The sequence below is a fragment of the Bradyrhizobium hipponense genome (assembly GCF_008123965.1).
GTDB lineage: Bacteria > Pseudomonadota > Alphaproteobacteria > Rhizobiales > Xanthobacteraceae > Bradyrhizobium > Bradyrhizobium hipponense.
Genome location: NZ_VSTH01000183.1, coordinates 1 through 19014, shown reverse-complemented (window position 1 = coordinate 19014; position 19014 = coordinate 1). Strand labels below are relative to the sequence as shown.

At 63.2% G+C, this 19014-nt stretch carries 20 protein-coding genes; 3 read left to right on the top strand and 17 right to left on the bottom strand.

The features are described from left to right. Positions 1-137: 137 nt before the first annotated feature. The 9 genes from FXV83_RS38285 to FXV83_RS38245 all read right to left on the bottom strand — a co-directional run bounded on the left by FXV83_RS38285 (position 138) and on the right by FXV83_RS38245 (position 10093). Positions 138-1394: a TCR/Tet family MFS transporter gene (locus tag FXV83_RS38285; protein ID WP_148745085.1), complete on the bottom strand. Its 1257-nt coding sequence runs from the start codon at positions 1392-1394 to the stop codon at positions 138-140. Then, positions 1391-2773, bottom strand: coding sequence for a ribosome biogenesis GTPase Der (gene der / locus FXV83_RS38280; RefSeq protein ID WP_148745083.1), 1383 nt, complete (start codon positions 2771-2773; stop codon positions 1391-1393). The genes FXV83_RS38285 and der overlap by 4 nt, the downstream gene beginning before the upstream one ends. A gap of 50 nt (positions 2774-2823) precedes the next feature. Then, entirely contained in the window at positions 2824-3366 is a 543-nt protein-coding gene (locus tag FXV83_RS38275) for a hypothetical protein (protein ID WP_148745081.1), read from the bottom strand. A 30-nt stretch (positions 3367-3396) separates the two neighbouring features. Next, complete coding sequence (locus FXV83_RS38270; protein ID WP_148745079.1) at positions 3397-4050, bottom strand: tetratricopeptide repeat protein; 654 nt, start codon at positions 4048-4050, stop codon at positions 3397-3399. A 171-nt stretch (positions 4051-4221) separates the two neighbouring features. Beyond that, on the bottom strand, positions 4222-5817 hold the full coding sequence (locus FXV83_RS38265; protein ID WP_148745077.1) for a class I adenylate-forming enzyme family protein: 1596 nt from the start codon (positions 5815-5817) through the stop codon (positions 4222-4224). A 78-nt stretch (positions 5818-5895) separates the two neighbouring features. Then, complete coding sequence (locus tag FXV83_RS38260) at positions 5896-6480, bottom strand: NnrU family protein (protein WP_148745075.1); 585 nt, start codon at positions 6478-6480, stop codon at positions 5896-5898. 218 nt (positions 6481-6698) lie between these two features. Further along, complete coding sequence (locus FXV83_RS38255) at positions 6699-7277, bottom strand: hypothetical protein (RefSeq protein WP_148745073.1); 579 nt, start codon at positions 7275-7277, stop codon at positions 6699-6701. Positions 7278-7438: 161 nt separating this feature from the next. Beyond that, on the bottom strand, positions 7439-8395 hold the full coding sequence (locus FXV83_RS38250; RefSeq protein WP_187436458.1) for an ABC transporter substrate-binding protein: 957 nt from the start codon (positions 8393-8395) through the stop codon (positions 7439-7441). Positions 8396-8473: 78 nt separating this feature from the next. Then, positions 8474-10093, bottom strand: a complete 1620-nt coding sequence (locus FXV83_RS38245) for a peptide chain release factor 3 (RefSeq protein WP_148745070.1) — start codon at positions 10091-10093, stop codon at positions 8474-8476. Between the two features lie 156 nt (positions 10094-10249). On the opposite strand from FXV83_RS38245, the gene sugE reads away from it, so the two are divergent. Further along, a complete protein-coding gene (sugE, locus tag FXV83_RS38240) occupies positions 10250-10564 on the top strand; it encodes a quaternary ammonium compound efflux SMR transporter SugE (protein ID WP_148745069.1) in 315 nt (104 codons plus the stop codon). On the opposite strand, the gene FXV83_RS38235 is transcribed toward sugE, so the two are convergent. From FXV83_RS38235 to FXV83_RS38205, 7 genes are all read right to left on the bottom strand, one after another. Further along, positions 10557-11564, bottom strand: a complete 1008-nt coding sequence (locus tag FXV83_RS38235) for an inorganic phosphate transporter (protein ID WP_148745067.1) — start codon at positions 11562-11564, stop codon at positions 10557-10559. The genes sugE and FXV83_RS38235 overlap by 8 nt on opposite strands. 99 nt (positions 11565-11663) lie before the next feature. Continuing rightward, positions 11664-12308, bottom strand: coding sequence for a DUF47 domain-containing protein (locus FXV83_RS38230; RefSeq protein WP_148745066.1), 645 nt, complete (start codon positions 12306-12308; stop codon positions 11664-11666). A gap of 156 nt (positions 12309-12464) precedes the next feature. Continuing rightward, positions 12465-13433 (bottom strand): branched-chain amino acid ABC transporter permease, encoded by a 969-nt coding sequence (locus FXV83_RS38225; RefSeq protein ID WP_148745064.1) that lies wholly within the window; start codon positions 13431-13433, stop codon positions 12465-12467. A gap of 1 nt (position 13434) precedes the next feature. Continuing rightward, positions 13435-14304: a branched-chain amino acid ABC transporter permease gene (locus FXV83_RS38220; RefSeq protein WP_148745061.1), complete on the bottom strand. Its 870-nt coding sequence runs from the start codon at positions 14302-14304 to the stop codon at positions 13435-13437. A gap of 60 nt (positions 14305-14364) precedes the next feature. Continuing rightward, complete coding sequence (locus FXV83_RS38215; protein ID WP_148745059.1) at positions 14365-15588, bottom strand: ABC transporter substrate-binding protein; 1224 nt, start codon at positions 15586-15588, stop codon at positions 14365-14367. Between the two features lie 50 nt (positions 15589-15638). Further along, entirely contained in the window at positions 15639-16385 is a 747-nt protein-coding gene (locus tag FXV83_RS38210; RefSeq protein WP_148745057.1) for an ABC transporter ATP-binding protein, read from the bottom strand. Continuing rightward, a complete protein-coding gene (locus tag FXV83_RS38205; protein WP_148745055.1) occupies positions 16378-17133 on the bottom strand; it encodes an ABC transporter ATP-binding protein in 756 nt (251 codons plus the stop codon). The genes FXV83_RS38210 and FXV83_RS38205 overlap by 8 nt, the downstream gene beginning before the upstream one ends. Before the next feature lie 350 nt (positions 17134-17483). On the opposite strand from FXV83_RS38205, the gene FXV83_RS38200 reads away from it, so the two are divergent. Then, entirely contained in the window at positions 17484-18131 is a 648-nt protein-coding gene (locus FXV83_RS38200; RefSeq protein ID WP_187436457.1) for a hypothetical protein, read from the top strand. Positions 18132-18161: 30 nt separating this feature from the next. Here the strand turns inward: FXV83_RS38200 and FXV83_RS38195 are convergent, their stop codons facing one another. Further along, the gene (locus FXV83_RS38195; protein WP_148745051.1) at positions 18162-18515 is read right to left on the bottom strand and encodes an ArsC family reductase; all 354 of its coding nucleotides are present in this window, start codon (positions 18513-18515) and stop codon (positions 18162-18164) included. A 111-nt stretch (positions 18516-18626) separates the two neighbouring features. Here FXV83_RS38195 and FXV83_RS38190 point away from each other — a divergent pair, with 111 nt between their 5' ends. Next, complete coding sequence (locus FXV83_RS38190) at positions 18627-18998, top strand: tRNA-binding protein (RefSeq protein WP_148745049.1); 372 nt, start codon at positions 18627-18629, stop codon at positions 18996-18998. Positions 18999-19014 lie beyond the last annotated feature (16 nt).

Sequence of the window (19014 nt, the reverse complement as noted above, 5' to 3'; positions counted from 1 at the left end):
GAATTCTTCACGGAGGACCAATGCGCGCCCGCTTGGTCCGGGCGCTTATCAAAACCATGATGCGATGTCCTTGCTGCGGCGCCATTGCCTCGCCACCCACGCGAACGAAACCCATGACGCAGTAAGACTAACCCACCCTACCGTTCTGATCTTGTCGCGCCCAGCGTCCGGATCGCGATCGCCACGCATACCACCATCAGCACCCCCGCAAGCAAGAACGGCGCGCCGGGCAGATGTAGCGGCGCGCCATTGCCGATGAAATACGCGAACGTGAGCGTGAACAGGAACGGGCCGACGAGCTGCGACACGCTCTGCACGCTCGCGGTCGCGCCCTGCAACTGACCCTGCTGGTCGGGCGCAACCAGCCGCGTCATCAGCGATTGCATGGCGGCACCGGAGATGCCCCACAGCGACATCACGGGAATGCCGAGCCAGAACAGCGGTCCGGTCGGCGCGCTGCCGAAGATCATGAAACCGGTCGCACCACAGCACAGGCCGAGCAGCAGCGCATTCCGCTCACCAAGCACGCGCACGATCGGACCGATCGCAAGCCCCTGCACCACCATGGCGCAGATGCCGACCATCGCCAGCGTCAGTCCCACCGTCTTGGAATCCCAGCCATAGCGGTAGGTCGCGTAGAGCACGAAGGTCGACGGCAGCACGACATGCGCGACCTGGGCGATGAAATTGACGACCGACAACGCGGCTAGCACCGTGTTGGAGCGCAGCAGGTTCAACGCCCCGATCGGATTGGCGCTCCTCCAGCGAAACGCCGCGCGCTTCTCCGGCGCCAGCGATTCCGGCAGGATCAACAGCCCGTAGAGCGCATTGGCGAAGCTTAAGGCCGCAGATGCCCAGAACGGCAGCCGCGGATCGATATCGCCGAGCAGGCCGCCCAGCGCCGGGCCGAGAATAAAACCGGCACCGAAGGCAGCCCCAATCCGGCCGAACACCGCCGCGCGCCGCTCCGGCGGCGTGATGTCGGCGATATAGGCAAAGGCGGTCGAGATGCTGGCCGAGGTGATGCCGGAGATGACACGGCCGACGAACAGCCAGACCAGCGACGGCGCGAGCGCCATCAGCACGTAATCGGCGGCGAGCCCGAAGTTCGACAGCAACACCACCGGACGCCGTCCGAAGCGATCCGACAGCGCACCCAAGAGCGGCGAGAACACGAACTGCATCAGCGCCCAGGCGGTGCCGAACAGGCCGAAAATGCGGGCCGCATGCGCGGTGTCGTTGTCGACGAAGCTCTCGATCAGCTTTGGCAGGATCGGCATGATCACGCCGAGCGCGAGCATGTCGAGCAGGATGGTGACGAAGATGAAGGCGACCGCTCCGCGCCGGATCGGCGCAGCGCCTCGCGCTATCGCCTCGCCAGCCTGTTCGCTCACGACGGCCGCTTGCGCTTGTGCGCAAAGGGATTGGCCTTCTCGCGCAAGGTGATGCGCACCGGCGTGCCCGGCAGATCGAAGGCTTCACGCAGCGAATTGGTGAGATAGCGCAGATACGACTGCGGTACGGCATCTGCGCGGGAGCAGAACAGCACGAAGCTCGGCGGGCGCGCCTTGGTCTGCGTGATGTAGTTCAGCTTCAGCCGTCGGCCGGATACGGCGGGCGGCGGATTGGCCTGGACCGCCTCCTCGAACCAGCGGTTCAAGGCCGCGGTCGAGATGCGCCTGTTCCAGAGCGCGTAGGCGTCCTGGATCGCCTGCATCAGGCGATCAATGCCCTCGCCCATCAGGCCCGAGACGGCGACGATCGGCACGCCCTTGACCTGCGGCAGCAAATGGTCGGCATCCCGGCGCAAGCCGGAGATGGCGCCGCCACCCTTGCTTTCCATCAGGTCCCATTTGTTGGCGGCGAGCACGATCGCGCGGCCCTCGCGCTCGATCAGGTCGGCGATGCGCAAATCCTGCTCCTCGAAGCGGTTTTGCGCATCCATCGTCATCACGACGACTTCGGCAAAGCGCACCGCACGCAATGCGTCGGCCACCGAGAGCTTTTCCAGCTTCTCCTCGATGCGCGAGCGCCGGCGCAGACCTGCGGTATCGAACACGCGAAATTCACGGCCCTTCCAGGTGATCTCGACCGCGATGGAATCGCGCGTGGTGCCGGCTTCCGGGCTCGTCAGCAGGCGCTCCTCGCCGAGCAGATGATTGATCAGCGTCGACTTGCCGGCATTGGGCCGGCCGACGATGGCAACCCGGATCGGGCGCGTCGCGGCCTCTTCCTCCGTCAGCGGCTCGTCGTCCTCGGCCTCATCCTCGTCGACGGGCTCCGGCATCAGCCGGGCCAGGGCGTCGTAGAGCTCGCCCATACCCTCGCCGTGCTCGGCCGAGATCTGGATGGGATCGCCGAGGCCGAGCGCAAAGGCCTCCATCGCGCCGGCATCGCCATGCTTGCCCTCGCTCTTGTTGGCGACCAGCAGCACCGGCTTGTTGGCGCGGCGGGCGAAATCGGCAAAGGCGCGATCGTTCGGCGTCAGGCCGGCGCGCGCGTCGACCACGAAGAACAGGGCGTCGGCCTGCGCGATCGCGGTCTCGGTCTGCTCCTGCATGCGCGCAGTCAGCGAACCCTTGGCCCCCTCGTCGAGGCCTGCGGTGTCGATGATGGTGAATTCGAGGTCGCCGAGCCTGGCCCCGCCTTCGCGGCGATCGCGGGTGACGCCCGGCAAATCATCGACGAGCGCGAGCTTCTGTCCGACCAGGCGGTTGAACAGCGTCGACTTGCCGACATTGGGCCGGCCGATGATGGCAATTGTGAAGGGCATCGGTCATTCGTGCGCTGCCGGAGCCGCGTCTGTCAATGCAGTGAAAAATATCAGCGCGAGAAACTGCCGCTCGGCAGCGGTGCCGGGAAGCCGCCTTGCGATTGCTGCTGTGTGGTTTGGGTCGGTTGCGCCTGCTGCGTCGGCTGATCCGGCGGCGGCGCGGTGGTGCGCTTGCGGACGATCTTCTGCCTGGGCTGGGGAGCGGCCGTGGGCGGCGCTGCCTCGGGCTGGGCCTCGCCGTCGACTTCGCCGGCCGGCGCCTCAGCGGGCGCGGCGGTGGCCGACTGCTTCGACTTCTTCCCCTTGGTGGCTTTGGACGATGGGGCCGGCTCGGGCGGCGCCACGGGCGCAGCCGCAACGGCGGCGGAGTTCGGATCCGGCTGTTGCTGCGCTCCCTTGTACATCTCTCGCGGCACGCCCTGCTCGAGGCCCGGCACACCCTCGGGGAACACCGGCTTGCGATCGCCCGGAAGCTTCTTCTTGGTGTCGAGGAAGTCGAGCATGTCGCTTGGATCGAAGCTGGAGCAGCCGCCTAGGACGCCCGTGAAGGCGATCAGGACGGCGGCTGCGATCAAGCGTGGTGTGCGGCGCATATCGGTGTCTCGTCTCGGCTCTCGGGGCCGTCAGCTTTTGGCGACGGGCGGCAGCAGGGCCTGGAGCGCCTCGGCGCGCGAGCGCAGGCCCGGCGGCGTTTCGCCATCCTCCGCGATCGCATCGAGCCATTTGCGGGCCGCGGTCATGTCGTTGTTGCGCCAAGCCGACAGCGCCAGCATCTCGCGGGCGCTGTGGCGGAATGTCGACTTGGGCGCGGCGGAGGCCTCCAGCCGCTGCTGCATGTCGGCATAGCTCGCGCTGTCGAGCAGCAAGCCCGCCGCGCGGACCTTGGCCAGATCCTGCCACTCGGCGCCGACACCGCGGTCAGCGGCAACATCGTCGTACAGTTTCGCGGCCGCCTTGGGATCGCGGGCTGACGCCTCGGCCGCAGCGCGCAGCCGCGCCAGCGTGCGGTAGCCCCACGGGGCCTTGGCGGCGAGATCGGTGAAAGCCGCCTCGGCCTCGGCGTGCTTGTCCTGTTCGGACAGCTCGACAGCCTTCTCGAAGGCGGCGCCGGCCTCGGCAGCCTTCTTGGTCTCCAGGTACTGGTAACCGCGCCAGCCACCTACGGCGGCGACGATCAGCACCATCAGGGCGATGAAGTAGATCGAATACTTGTCCCACAGCTTCTTGAGCTGGTCGCGACGTACTTCCTCGTCGACTTCGTCAAATAATTCAGCCACTTAAGCCAATCCCATGCCCGGCCGGGAGCGCGCGCCAGATCGTTCGCGTCAAAAACCCGTCCCCACGTCGCGGCGGCGATACCCTATCGATATGGCGGTGGCAAGGCAAAGCAAGCCCGATCAAGGCGTTAACTCACGGTCCGGGATACTCCGGAGGCCTGCCTGCCCGGCTCAAGTTTCGGCCAGAAGCTCCCGCAGCTGCCGTTTCACCACCTTGCCATTGGCGTTGCGCGGCAGAGGCTCGGTGGTGACGGTGATCGTTTCGGGGACCTTATAGTCGGACAGCCGTTCCGCGCACCAGGCCCGAAGCTCGTCACCCGCGACCGCGGCGCGCGTCACAACCACGGCATGAACGCGCTCGCCCAGCACCGGGCATGGTTTGGCGATGATCGCGCTCTCGACCACGGCGGCGTGGCCAGCCAGCACCGATTCGACTTCGGCCGAATAGATCTTCAGGCCACCGCGGTTGATCATGTCCTTCTGGCGGTCGAACACCCGGACAAAGCCGCCCGCATCGACCGAGCCGAGATCGCCGGAATGCCAGAAGCCGCCGGTGAAGCTTTCCGCGGTGGCCTGCGGATTATTCCAATAGCCCTTGATGACCGAGGCGCTCTGGATCCAGAGCTCGCCGATCTCGCCGCGCGGCAGCTCGCGCCCGTCCGTCCCCATCGCCACGATCCGCGCACCGGGACAGGCCAGGCCGACGCTGTCGATATGGCTTGCCGTCAGCTCGCCCGGCATGATCGTGGATGGCGACGTGGTCTCGGTCGCGCCGTAGCAGTTCGTCAGCTTGAGACCGGGAATTTTCGCCTCGAGTTTCTCGATGGTTGCGACCGGCATCGGGGCGCCGCCGAAACCGCCGATGCGCCAGCTCGACAGATCATAGCTGTCGAAATCCGGCTGGAGCAGGCAGAGATTGTACATCGCCGGCACCATCACGGTGTAGGTGACGCGCTCGCGCGCGGCGAGCCTGAGGTAGTCCGCGGCCTTGAACTCCGGCATGATGATCAGCGCGCCGCCGCAGCGGATCATGGTCGTGATGTTGGCGACCACACCGGTGACATGGCCGAGCGGCACCGCCGCGATCGAGCGATCCGCCGCCGTCAAATGCAGGCAGGACGCGAACACCATCGAGGAATGGACGATGTTGCAATGGGCAAGCATCGCGCCCTTCGGCTTTCCCGTCGTGCCCGAGGTGTAGAGGATCATCGCGATGTCTTCCTCGCTGACATCGACCGGCGCCGACGCCGGTGCATTGTCTGCGAGCACCGCGAAACCCGAGAGCTGCGGAGCGTTGTCGATGGCGATGCGATGGATCACCTCGGGAACATCGCGCGCATCGGGCAGCCGCTCGGCAAGCGCCGCTTCGTGGATCAGGATTTTGGCGCCGCAGTCGGCGAGCACGTAGGCGATCTCCGGCTTCTGCTGGCGTGTGCTGAGCAGGACCGTGACGAGGCCCTCATGCGCGGCGGCAAACAGGATCAGTGGAAATTCGACGCGGTTGCCGAGCAGGATTGCGACGCGGTCGCCGCGTTGCAGGCCAAGCTTGCGCAGGCCCGCCGCGATCCGCGCCGCGCGCTCCACCGCCTGCCGCCAGCTGAGCCGGACGTCGCCGCAGATCAGCGCTTCGCCATCGGCGTTGCCGGCGCAAGCGTCCGCAATCATCGCCCAGATGTTGGCCGGCCGCTCAGCGAACGCCGGTACCACCCGATCGCCAAAGCGCGCTTCGAGTCGCATCGGCGGGATCTGAGATTGCGACCAGTCCATCGGAATGCCCTGAGCTTGTTGCTTTTGTCATCTTCCGCGCATGGACATGCGGCGCTGTCTTGCGCTGATCGGCTATACCTAGCTCCCCATGACGGGAACACCGATCACAACGGGATGGAACGCAAAAGCCAGCGCCAGATAGGCCACGACGCCGACCGCGACCGCGATCAGGTCATTGGTCACGCCGCCCACCGGAATCGGCGGGGCGCCGGCGTCGGTGCGATATTTCAGCGAGATGCGGTCATACACCGCCCACCCCAGGAACGAGCCGAACAGGATGATGGAGCCGAGATCACCATTGGCCAGGAGATGCGCAACCGCCCACAGCTTGATCCCGGCGAGCATTGGATGCTTCAACGTCGCATAGATGCGACCGCGCAGGTAGGAAGCAACGACCAGGATAACGGCGGGCAGCATCAGCGCGATCGTGATGTGCTTCATCGCCTTCGGCGGATACCAGACGTCAATCCAGCCGGTCGCCCGATAATGCGCAAAGCCCCAGATGATGAGCGCGAGACCCGCGAGCGACACCAGCGCGTAGAGGATCTTGTAGGTTCCCTCGCCCAGTCTCGCGATCGCCTGTGTGCGCGCGTCGCGTTTGGTGGTGAACACATGCGGCGCAAAAAACAGCGCGAGCCCCACGATCATGACCAGCAGACCCACGACATCCTCCCCTTAACCAGCCCACACATGGCCTATCATCGATTGGCGGCTTGTCGCAACCGATGCTGGATTTTAGCTCCTCATGGTGAGGAGGCGCGTCAGCGCCGTCTCGAACCATCGACATCGACGCCGCGCTGCAGCAGCGGGGCCTGCATCCTTCGAGACGCACGCGAAGAGCGCGCTCCTCAGGATGAGGGGGTACTTCCACTTGTGGGAGACTACTTGTTGAACTCCCTATTATCGACATAGCGGATCGCGATCGGCCGACCGGCCAATGCGCCGCCAAGACCGGTGGTGAACTTCAGCGGCAGGCAGGCCTTCAGCGATGTGTTGATGGCGTCGAGATAGGTCGTTCGCGTCACGGCAGGAATGCCAGCTGTTGCAAAGGTCAGGCGCGGCGGACCGATCAGGCCACCCGCCTTGTTGAAACTGAAGCGCACCGACATCTGCATGCCTGCGCGCGCGTTGTCTGACGGCGGCGACCAATAGCTGCGCAGCTCGGCGAAGAGATCGCCGATCGTGTCGAGATTGTGATCCGGTTTCTGATACCTGGCGCGATCGGCCTCGGACGGCACGCTCTCGATGGTGAGCCGGAGATCCTGGCCGTAGGGATAGTCGATCTCGGGAATGCACGGGCCGTCCTCGAGCACGCTGCAATAGGACGGCGTGCAGGGGCGGTTGTCGAGCACGCTGCACGGCTCATGCGAGAATGGCATCGGATTGATCTGCCGGGGCCGCGCGTCGGCGGCGGCCGTCGATATCGCCAACAGGACAAGAACAAGAATGCAGCGCCACATGATGCTGAGACCGTGATGGCATTTGCACAACAGGTGGCGACGGCTGTGAAAGGGTCAAGGCTCGCCGCGATGCGACGACGGGCTTGTCGCCAGAATTTGGAAAACAAACCTATGCAAAGTTGCCGCTCCGAGGCGGAGCAGGCTCGGTCGGGACAGCGGCTTCACTCGACGACTTGATCCGCCTGTGCCACCAGGGTGGGCGGTACACTCAGTCCCAACGCGTTGGCTGTCTTGAGATTGAGCAGAAATTGGAATTCGTTCGGCTGCTGGACTGGCAAATCTGCCGGACGCGCTCCTCGCAAGACGCGGTCAACATAGTCCGCCGAGCGGCCGACAAGGTGCGAAATCGAGATTCCGTACGACATCAGCCCGCCTTCCGTGACGAAGAAAGGGAACGGATACATCGCCGGCAGACGGTGGGTGGCCGCTAAGTTTAGAATCAATTGCCGGTGAACGAGGGGAAACGCGTCGGGAAAGATCAGCAAGCCGCCGCGTGGCTGCTCTGCAAAGCGGGAAATCGCCTGTTCGAGCTCGGTCGCGTTGTGCGCCGGTGCCGGAACCAGCTGGAGCTGGACTGCCGGAATGGCTGCTTCCACGGACGGCATCAAGATCATGGGAGCTGTTCGCGGATTGAAGACTGCGGCGACCCTTCGTATCTCTGGTGCCGCCTGCTTGAGCAGTTGCAGCCACTTGCCAGCCATTTCAGGTTCGAAAGTTGTGAAGCCCGTAATGTTTCCACCCGGCTTGCCCAGACTTTGAACGAAACCGGCGCCCACGGGATCGGCAACCACCGTGAAGACGATCGGCAAAGTCTGCGCGTGTCGCTTCAAGGCTTCCACGGACGGAGTACTGATTGCCAGGAGCACGTCCGGACGCAATCCCGCCAGCTCAGCCGCCTGAGCATCCGCAAGAGCCGGATCGCCGGCCCACCAACGATATTCGATCTGGATGTTGCGTCCCTGTTCCCAGCCAAGTTCACTTAGACGCTGTCTCAATTTCTGGTAGCTGGCCTGGCTTTCCGGGTCACTGGGCTTGCCTCCTCCCATCACACCGATTCGTCGCACATTACCTTGCGCGGACGTGCCAAGCGGGTAGGCCGCCGCGCTTGCAACGAGCATGATGAAATCTCGCCGCCTCATGACCGCCGACCTCGCTATGCGTTGCCATCGTGCTTCACGGGCAACGTCTGGGAAACATTAGCTCTTCTTCTTGACGTCCTTGACGTTGGTGAACGCGATGCCTTCGGCACGCTCCCGGGTATAGCCGAGATAAAATTCGTTCCTGGCCAGATAGACGGGGTCGCCGTCGACGTCGTCGGCGATGCTCGATGTGTTGGCGGCGATGAAGGTGTCGAGCTTCTTGCGGTCGTCCGAGGAGACCCAGCGCGCCAGCTGGAACTCGCTCACCTCGAATTCGACCGGCAGCGCATATTCCGCCTCGAGCCGCGCCTTCAGCACGTCGAGCTGCAGCGCGCCGACCACCCCGACCAACGCCGGCGCGCCGTCGCGCGGGCGGAACACCTGCACCACGCCCTCTTCCGACATCTGCTGAAGCGCTTCCTTGAGCTTCTTCGCCTTCATCGCATCGGTGAGACGCACGCGGCGGACGATTTCCGGCGCAAAGCTCGGCACGCCGACGAAGTTGAAATCCTCGCCTTCGGTCAGGGTATCGCCGATGCGCAGCGTGCCGTGATTGGGAATGCCGACAACATCGCCGGCAAAGGCTTCGTCCGCCACCGAACGGTCCTGCGCGAAGAAGAATTGGGGACTCGACAGCGGCATGCTCTTGCCGGTGCGCACCAGCTTGGCCTTCATGCCGCGGCTCAGCTTGCCCGAGCACAGCCGCGCAAAGGCAATGCGGTCGCGGTGGTTCGGGTCCATGTTGGCCTGGATCTTGAACACGAAGGCGCTCATGCGCGGATCGGTCGCTTCGACCTTGCGCTGGTCGCTCTCCTGCGCGCGCGGCTCAGGTGCGAACTTGCCGAGACCTTCCAGGAGGTCGCCGACGCCGAAATTGCGCAGCGCGCTGCCGAAATAGACCGGCGTCAGATGGCCCTCGCGAAACGCGGCGAGCTCGAACGGTTTGGAGGCCTCGGTGACGAGCTCGAGCTCATCCTTCACCGCGGAGACATCGAGGTTCGCATTGAGCTTGCCGAGTTCGGCAATCTCGATCTGCTGCGCCGCGCCGGTCTTGGCGCCGCCGCCTTCGAGCAGACGGACGCCGCCATTGGCCACGTCATAGGTGCCGAGGAAGTCGCGGCCGCGGCCGACCGGCCACGTCATCGGCGTGGTGTCGAGCGCCAGCGTCTTCTCGATCTCATCCAGCAGCTCGAAGACGTCACGGCTGTCGCGGTCCATCTTGTTGATGAAGGTGATGATCGGGATGTCGCGCAGGCGGCAGACCTCGAACAGTTTTCGCGTACGCGCCTCGATGCCCTTGGCGGCGTCGATCACCATCACGGCGGAGTCGACCGCGGTGAGCGTGCGGTAGGTATCTTCCGAAAAGTCCTCGTGGCCCGGCGTGTCCAGCAGGTTGAATACCAAGCCCTCGAACTCGAAGGTCATCACGGAGGTCACGACCGAGATGCCGCGTTCGCGCTCGATCTTCATCCAGTCCGAGCGCGTGTTGCGCCGCTCGCCCTTGGCCTTGACCTGGCCGGCGAGATTGATCGCGCCGCCGAACAGCAGAAGCTTTTCGGTCAACGTGGTCTTGCCGGCGTCCGGATGCGAGATGATCGCAAAGGTTCGCCGCCGCGACACTTCGGCGGCAAGCGGGGAACGGGCCGGCGATTCGGCTGATATGGCGATGTCGGACATGTCGGGAGCGTTTGGCAGGGAAAATGGGCCTGATCAAGCCTCATATGGTGATTGCCGAGCCCTCCGGCCAGTCCCATATCGGCCTTGGGAAGGACGTCCTTCTCGACCATCAGTGCATCACACGCGGGGACGACCCTGCTTGAGCGGAGGGTCGTCATGGCCTGGAGCATCCTGTTCGTCGCCGGTCTCCTCGAGATCACCTGGGCGATCGGCCTGAAATACACCGAGGGTTTTACCAGGCTTATTCCGTCAGTCGTCACACTCGCGGCCATGGCCGGGAGCATCATCCTGCTCGGACTCGCTCTCAAATCACTCCCCGTCGGAACCGCCTATGCGGTCTGGACCGGGATCGGCGCGGTCGGTACCGCGACGCTCGGCATCATCCTATTCGCCGAGCCGGCGACCGCATTTCGCCTCGCTAGCATCGGACTGATCGTCGCCGGCATTGTCGGGCTGAAGCTGGTTACTTGACGAAAATCTTGACCGCCCACCAGGTCAGCGCCGCGACGATCGCCGAGGCCGGGATCGTGATGACCCAGGCATAGACGATCGAGCTTGCGACATTCCAGCGCACCGCCGAGACGCGGCGGGCGGCGCCGACGCCGACGATGGCGCCGGTGATGGTATGGGTGGTCGAGACGGGAACCCCAAGATAGGTCGCCATGAACAGGGTCGCCGCGCCGCCGGTCTCGGCGCAAAACCCCTGCATCGGCGTCAGTTTCGTGATGCGCAGCCCCATGGTGCGGACGATGCGCCAGCCGCCCATCAGCGTGCCCAAGGCCATCGCCGCCTGGCAGGACAGCACCACCCAGAACGGCACGAAGAACTCGCTGCCGAGATGGCCCTGCGAATAGAGCAGCACGGCGATGATGCCCATGGTCTTTTGGGCATCGTTACCGCCGTGACCGAGCGAATAGAGCGAGGCGGAGGCGAATTGCAGGATGCGGAAGGCGCGGTCGACCGCAAACGGCGTCGAGCGCACCGAAGCCCAGGACACAATCGCAACCAGAAACATTGCAAGCAGGAAGCCGACCAGCGGCGACAGCACGATGGCCAGCACGGTCTTGCTTAATCCACTCCACACCGCCGCCGAAATCCCGGCCTTGGCCATGCCGCCGCCGACGAGCCCGCCGATCAGGGCATGGGACGACGATGACGGGATGCCGAGCGCCCAGGTGACCACATTCCAGACGATGGCGCCGACGAGAGCTGCGAAGATCACCTGCGCATCGACGATTGCGGGATCGATGATGCCGGTGCCGATGGTCTGGGCGACGTGCAGCCCGAATACCATGAAGGCGACGAAATTGAAGAATGCGGCCCAGAACACCGCGAATTGCGGCCGCAGCACGCGGGTCGAGACGATGGTCGCGATCGAGTTGGCGGCATCGTGCAGGCCGTTCAGGAAGTCGAACAGCAGCGCGACGGCGATCAGTCCGACCAGGACGGGTAGACCCAACGCAACATCCACGGCGCGGCCCCTACCCTAAAGTTTGCGCATGATCTCCGCGCAAACGCCTGCTGCGCTTGTCGCGAAGGAAAACCGCTGCACAGTTTTCCGGATCATGCTCTAGACTTGCTCGATGACGATGCTGTTGATCTCGTTCGCGACGTCGTCGAAGCGATCGGCCACCTTTTCGAGGTGGTCGTAGATCTCGGCACCGACGATGAAATTCATTGCACTGCCGTCGCGGTGCTTCAGGAACAACTCCTTCAGGCCGATGTCGTGGAGATCGTCGACGCGGCCTTCGAGCTTGCCCAGCTCTTCCGTGATCGCCGTCAGCATGGCGACGTTCTGACCGATCGCCTGCATCAGCGGCAGCGCGCGTCCGACCAGGTTGGCACATTCGATCAAGAGACCTCCGATCTCCCGCATCGGCGGCTCGAAGGTGCGGACCTCGAACAGCATCACAGCTTTCGCCGTCTGCTGCATCTGGTCGATGGCGTCGTCCATCGAGGTGATCAGGTTCTTGATGTCGCCGCGGTCGAACGGGGTGATGAAGGTGCGGCGCACCGCCGTCAGCACCTCGCGGGTGATGTTGTCCGCATCGTTCTCGAACTGATTGACGCGCTGGCAATAGACCGGCGTCTCCTCGCCCCCGTTCAGCATCCCCTGGAGCGCGATGGAGCCCTGAATCACGGTCTTGGCATGGCGGTCGAAGAGGTCGAAAAACCGTTCTTCCTTGGGCAGAAAAGCGCGAAACCAACGCATCATGGGGATAGTCTACCGGTTGGAAATGGCCCGGCCCGACCGGGCCGTCACGAAACTGTCATAAACCATTTTCGTTCCGCGCGCGTGCCATCTCACGCCCGCGGCGCCGGATCATCCACCGCTTTCACGCGCCAATAAACCTAGCACCATATCAACGGCTTAGAGCGAACGCCGGAAGTAATGCGCGATCTCACCGACGACGCCGCGGCGGAAGGTGAGCACGCAGATCACGAAGATCGAGCCCTGGATCACCGTCACCCACTGGCCGAAGCCCGCCAGATATTGCTGCATGGCGATGATCGCGAAGGCGCCGACCACGGGTCCGAAGATGGTGCCGAGACCGCCGACCAGCGTCATCAGCACCACTTCGCCCGACATCGACCAGTGCACGTCGGTGAGCGAGGCGTTCTGCGCCACGAACACTTTCAGCGCACCGGCAAAGCCGGCCAGCGTGCCCGACAGGACGAAGGCCAGGAACTTGTACTGGTCGGTCCGGTAACCCAGCGAGATCGCGCGCTGCTCGTTCTCGCGGATCGACTTCAGGACCTCACCGAATGGCGAGTTGATGATGCGGTAGATCAGCAGGAAGCCGGCGAGGAAGCCGACCAGCACGACATAATAGAGGACGGTGGGCTTCGAGAGGTCGAAGACGCCGAACATGTGTCCCTGTGGAATGCCCTGGATGCCGTCTTCACCATGGGTGAACGGCGCCTGGAGGTAGATAAAGTACAGCAGCTGCGACAGCGCCAGGGTGATCATCGAGAAATAGATGCCCTGGCGCCGAATCGAGATGTAGCCGGTCACGATGGAGAGGACGAAGGCGCCGGCGATGCCGACGAGGATGCCGAGCTCCGGCGGCAGCGCCCACACCTTCAGCGCATGCGCGCTGCAATAGCCGGCGGTCCCTAAGAACATCGCGTGACCGAACGACAGCAGGCCGCCATAGCCGATCAGAAGATTGAAGGCGCAGGCGAGCAGCGCGAAACAAAGCGCCTGCATCACGAAGAACGGATAGAGGCCGCTGAAGGGCACCGCGGCCAGCAGCAGCGCCATCACTGCGAATACGATCATCTCGTCGCGTACCGCGCGCGGGGTTGCCGGCAGCGTATCGTCCGTCAAGACCGTCATATCAGGCCGCCCTTCCCGTCAATCCCGTTGGCTTCACCAGGAGCACCAGCACCATCAGCACGAACACGACGGTGTTGGAGGCCTCGGGATAAAAATACTTGGTCAGGCCCTCGATCACGCCAAGCGCAAAGCCGGTGATGATCGACCCCATGATCGAGCCCATGCCGCCGATCACGACCACCGCGAACACGACGATGATGAGGTCGGCGCCCATCAGCGGCCGCACCTGGTTGATCGGCGCCGAGAGCACGCCGGCGAGCGCGGCAAGGCCGACGCCGAGACCGTAGGTCAGCGTGATCATGCGCGGTACATTGATGCCGAAGGCGCGCACCAGCGTCGGATTTTCGGTCGCGGCGCGCAAGTATGCGCCGAGCCGCGTCTTCTCGATCAGGAACCACGTCGCAATGCACACAATCAGCGAGAAGACCACGACCCAGCCGCGATAGACGGGCAGGAACATGAAGCCGAGATTCATGCCGCCCTTGAGCTGGTCTGGAATGGCGTAAGGCAGGCCGGATGATCCGAAATAGTTCTGGAACACGCCCTGCACGATCAGCGCAATGCCGAAGGTCAGCAGCAAGCCGTAGAGATGATCGAGCCCGGTCAGCCATTGCAGCATGGTCCGCTCCAGGATCATGCCGAAAATGCCGACGACAATCGGCGCGACGATCAATGCCGGCCAATAGCCAATGCTGAGATAATCATTGTTGAGCAGGAAATAGGCGACGAACGCGCCCATCATGTAGAGCGCGCCGTGAGCGAAATTGATGATGTTGAGCATGCCGAAGATCACGGCAAGCCCGAGACTGAGCAGCGCGTAGAACGAGCCGTTGATCAATCCCACCAGTAGCTGAGCGTAAAGAGCCTGCATCGATCCCGCACCCGGTCCCGTTTTGTTATTGACAGCGCCCGCCAGCGGGCGCTGTCGGCATTACTTCTTCACCAGCGGACAGGCGCTGTCCGAGAGCGGCCTGAAAGCCTGGTCTGCCGGCGTCGTGCCGATCAGCTTGTAGTAGTCCCACGGTCCCTTGGATTCCTCGGGCTTCTTGACCTCGAACAGATAGGCGGGATGGAGTTTGCGACCGTCCGCGCGGATAGTGCCTTGGCCGAACAGTGGATCGTCCGTCGGCATTTCCTTCATCTTGGCGACCACCTTGGCACCATCGTGCGGATTACCACCCAACGCTTCCAGCGTCTTGAAATAATGGATCAGGCCCGAATAGACGCCGGCCTGCACCATCGATGGCATCGCCTTGTTCTTCATGCGCTCGGAGAAACGCTTGGAGAAGGCCCGGGTGCCGTCGTTCAAATCCCAATAAAAGGTTTCGGTGAAGTTCAGCCCCTGCGCCACTTTCAATCCGAGCGCATGGACGTCGGTAATGAACAGCAGAAGCCCCGCGAGCTTCTGGCCGCCTGCGACGATGCCGAATTCCGCCGCCTGCTTGATCGTGTTGGTGGTGTCGCCACCGGCGTTCGCCATACCGATGATCTTGGCTTTCGACGCCTGCGCCTGCAGAAGGAACGAGGAGAAGTCCGCGGTATTGAGCGGATGCTTGACGCTCCCGATCACCTTGCCGCCTGATTTGACCACCACCGCAGCGGTGTCGCGCTCGAGCGCGTGACCAAAGGCGTAGTCGGCGGTCAGAAAGTACCAGGTGTCGCCGCCGGCCTTCACCAGCGCCTGTCCTGTGCTGTTGGCCAGCATGTAGGTGTCGTAGACCCAGTGGATCGTGTTTGGCGAACATTGCGCGTTGGTCAGATCGGACGTCGCCGCGCCCGTGTCGATCAGAATCGCATTCTTTTCCCTGACGACATTGTTCACCGCCAGCGCGACGCCGGAGTTCAGCACGTCCATGAAGACGTCGATCTTCTCGACATCGATCCACTGCCGCGCGATCGCGGTGCCGATGTCGGGCTTGTTCTGATGGTCGGCGGAGATGAGGTCGACCTTCCATCCCTTGGCTGCAAGCCCGGAATCCTCGATCGCCATCTGCGCGGCCAGCGTCGAGCCGGGACCTCCAAGGTCGGCGTAGAGCCCCGAGTTGTCGGTGAGCACGCCGACCTTGATGGTCTTGTCCTGCGCCATCGCGCCGCTTGTCGAGGCAAGGGCCAGCGCGGTGCCGAGCAGAAATGAAGCGATTGACCGGGTGTTCATGCAGCTTCCCTCTCTAAATATACTCGTTGGTTCTAACTTCTTTGGCAGTTCTAGACGCCGAGATAGGTGTGGAGCTTGTCCATGTTGGCGGCGAGATCAGCGTTGGCAAACCCATCGATGATCTTGCCGTGCTCGACCACGTAGTAGCGGTCGGCCACGGTGGACGCGAACCGGAAATTCTGCTCGACCAGAAGGATCGTGAAGCCTTCCTTCTTGAGCCGCGCAATGGTGTGGCCGATCTGCTGGATGATGACGGGCGCGAGGCCCTCGGTCGGCTCGTCCAGCATCAGGAAGCTCGCCCCGGTACGCAGGATACGCGCGATCGCGAGCATCTGCTGCTCACCGCCGGACAGCTTGGTTCCCTGGCTGTTGAGCCGTTCCTTCAGGTTCGGAAACAGATCGAATATCTGTTCGAGCGGCAGTCCGCCTGCACGCACCACCGGCGGCAGCAACAGGTTCTCCCGCACGTCGAGACTGGAGAAAATTCCGCGCTCTTCCGGGCAGAACGCGATACCCATTCGCGCGATCTTGTCCGAGGTGGCGCGGATGATGTCCTCGTTGTTGAACTTCACCGAGCCCGTGCGCTTGCCGATGATGCCCATGATCGACTTCAGCGTGGTCGTCTTGCCGGCGCCGTTACGCCCGAGCAGGGTGACGACCTCGCCCGCGTTCACGTCGAAATTGATCCCGTGCAGGATGTGGGACTCGCCATACCAGGCTTCCAGGTTGCGCACCTGAAGGATGTTGCCGCCGGCGGCAGGCTTTGGCGGAGCTTCCGCAGTCGCAGTCTCAGCCATGACCGGCTCCCAGATAGGCTTCCTTGACGCGCTCGTCCTTGGTGAGTTCGGAGTAATGGCCCTGGGCGAGCACCTGCCCGCGCGTCAGCACGGTGATGATGTCGGAGAGATTGGCCACGACGCTTAAGTTATGCTCGACCATCAGAATGGTGTACTTCGCCGAGATGCGCTTGATCAGCGCCGCGATCTTGTCGATATCCTCGTGGCCCATGCCCGCCATCGGCTCGTCCAGCAGCATCATCTCGGGGTCGAGCGCGAGCGTGGTTGCGATCTCAAGTGCGCGCTTGCGTCCATAGGGCATCTCGACCGCCGGCGTATTGGCAAACTCGCTGAGGCCGACATCGTTCAACAATTCACGCGCGCGCTCGTTGAAGCGGTTGAGCACGGACTTGGAGCGCCAGAAATCAAAGGAGCTGCCCTGCTGGCGCTGTAGCGCGACGCGGACGTTTTCCAGCGCAGTCATATGCGGAAACACCGCCGAGATCTGGAACGAGCGCACAAGTCCCATGCGGGCCACGTCGGCCGGCGCCATCGCCGTGATGTCTTGTCCCTTGTACAGGATTTTCCCGGCGGACGGTTTCAAGAACTTGGTCAAAAGATTGAAGCACGTCGTCTTGCCGGCCCCATTCGGGCCGATCAGCGCGTGAATACTCCCACGGCGAACCTTGAGCGTGACGTCACGGACGGCAAAGAAGCCCGCGAACTCCTTGGTCAAACCTTCCGTTTCGAGAATGAACTCATCGGCCAAACAGATTTCCCCCTGCCCGCACGACGCACTGGCCGCACGTGGCTGTCCTTGTTGCCTCGACGTTCCGGAGGCCTTGGAGCCGTCCCGGAACACCGCCTCCGGGCGCGGAATATGCCGGAGGTGACGGGGGTTAGGCAAGGCGGAAAGCTGAGCAGATCAGGCCTCCGGTCGGGATCCAAATGCTCCCTTAGTCGGAGGTGTTTCGATATCGCGCCTGCCCGGCCTCCCGGTTCGCAAAGCACCGGTCATCAAGCCGTCGTTAACGGTCTTTCGTTCCGCGCGCCAGCCTTCATGGAAAATTTTCCCGCAACTGCGATCATGTCCGGGTTTTTATTGCCGGGAATATTGTTTTGGATTTCGCAAGCGCCGCTCCCTCCGTCGTCAAGTCGATCAGGCAGCGTGATCTCCTGAACACGTGGCTGCGACTTTATGCGCGCCAACAGACCGCGCCGGCGATTTGGGAGTACCAGCCTGCGCGGCTCGAGGAAGAACTGTCGGACCTCATCTACTATACGGTGGACCATTCGACGGCGACGCCGCGCCTGACCATCCAGAGCGAAGGCACGCGCATCTCGCGCGCCTATGGACACACCGGCAAGGGCGTGCTGCTCGACGACTATATCGGGCCACGACTCGTGCCCTTCGTAATGCCCATCTACTATGAATGCGTGGCGCGTGGGCTTCCGGTCTATAGCGTTGCCGACGTCGACGACATCTACGGGCGTATCGTCGCGTATGAACGGTTGCTGTTGCCGTTTCAGACCGACGGCAAAGTTTGCCACATCATCGCATCGCTCAAGACATTCTGCGAGGACGGCGGCTTCGAGATCAAAAATCTCATGCGCGGAAATGACGCGCTGCCGCGCCTAAAAGTGCGTGCGCTGATCGACCGCGACCTCTTTCACCGCACGCCCGGACGCATCGCGGCTGCCGATGTGGTGGAATTTGAGGAGCAGTCCGGTCCTGGCGCCGCCACGGAGATCATCGAGCTGAACTAGACCTTTACCCTACTTGGCTGGGCCTTCGCGCTACTTGGCGCGGACTTCCTTCGCATAGATATCCGGCTTGAAGCCGACCAGCAGCTTGCCGCCGATTTCGAGCACCGGTCGCTTGATCATCGATGGTTGCGCTAGCATCAACGCCAGCGCCTTCTTTTCGGTCAAGCCTTCCTTGTCCGCGTCGGGCAGCTTCTTGAAGGTCGTGCCGGCGCGATTGAGCAGCGTCTCCCAGCCGAGTTTGTCGCTCCACTGCTTGAGCTTGTCCTTCTCCACGCCCGTGGCCTTGTAGTCGTGAAACTCGTAGGCGACGCCGTGGGTCTCGAGCCAGGCCCGCGCCTTCTTCATGGTGTCGCAGTTCTTGATACCGTAGATGATGTTGGGCAAGACGTTCCTCGCGCATACGTTGTATCGTGATGTTCCCTGGCGTTGTACGAAACTCCGCACGGCGCGACAATATTGCGAACGAAGCTTTCGAACCCCTTGAGTGGACATACCATGCACGTTACCCACGATCCCGGCGCGGCTGCGTCACCGGTCATCGACTTCAACGCCTTCCTCGCGGTCGATATCCGCGTCGGCACCATCGTCGACGCCAAGCCGTTTCCGGAGGCGCGCAAGCCGGCCTGGCGTCTGTGGATCGACTTCGGTCCCGCCATCGGCGTGCGCAAGAGTTCGGCGCAGATCACGGAAAATCATCCGCTCGAGACGCTGGTGGGGCAACAAGTTGCCGCCGTCGTCAATTTCCCGCCGCGCCAGATCGGGCCGGTCGTCTCGGAGGTGTTGACGCTCGGCTTTCCCGACGCCCACGGCAAGGTCGTGCTGATACAGCCGGGCAAGCCCGTGCCGAACGGCGGGCGCTTGTTCTAGCATTACAGTTGCTTTT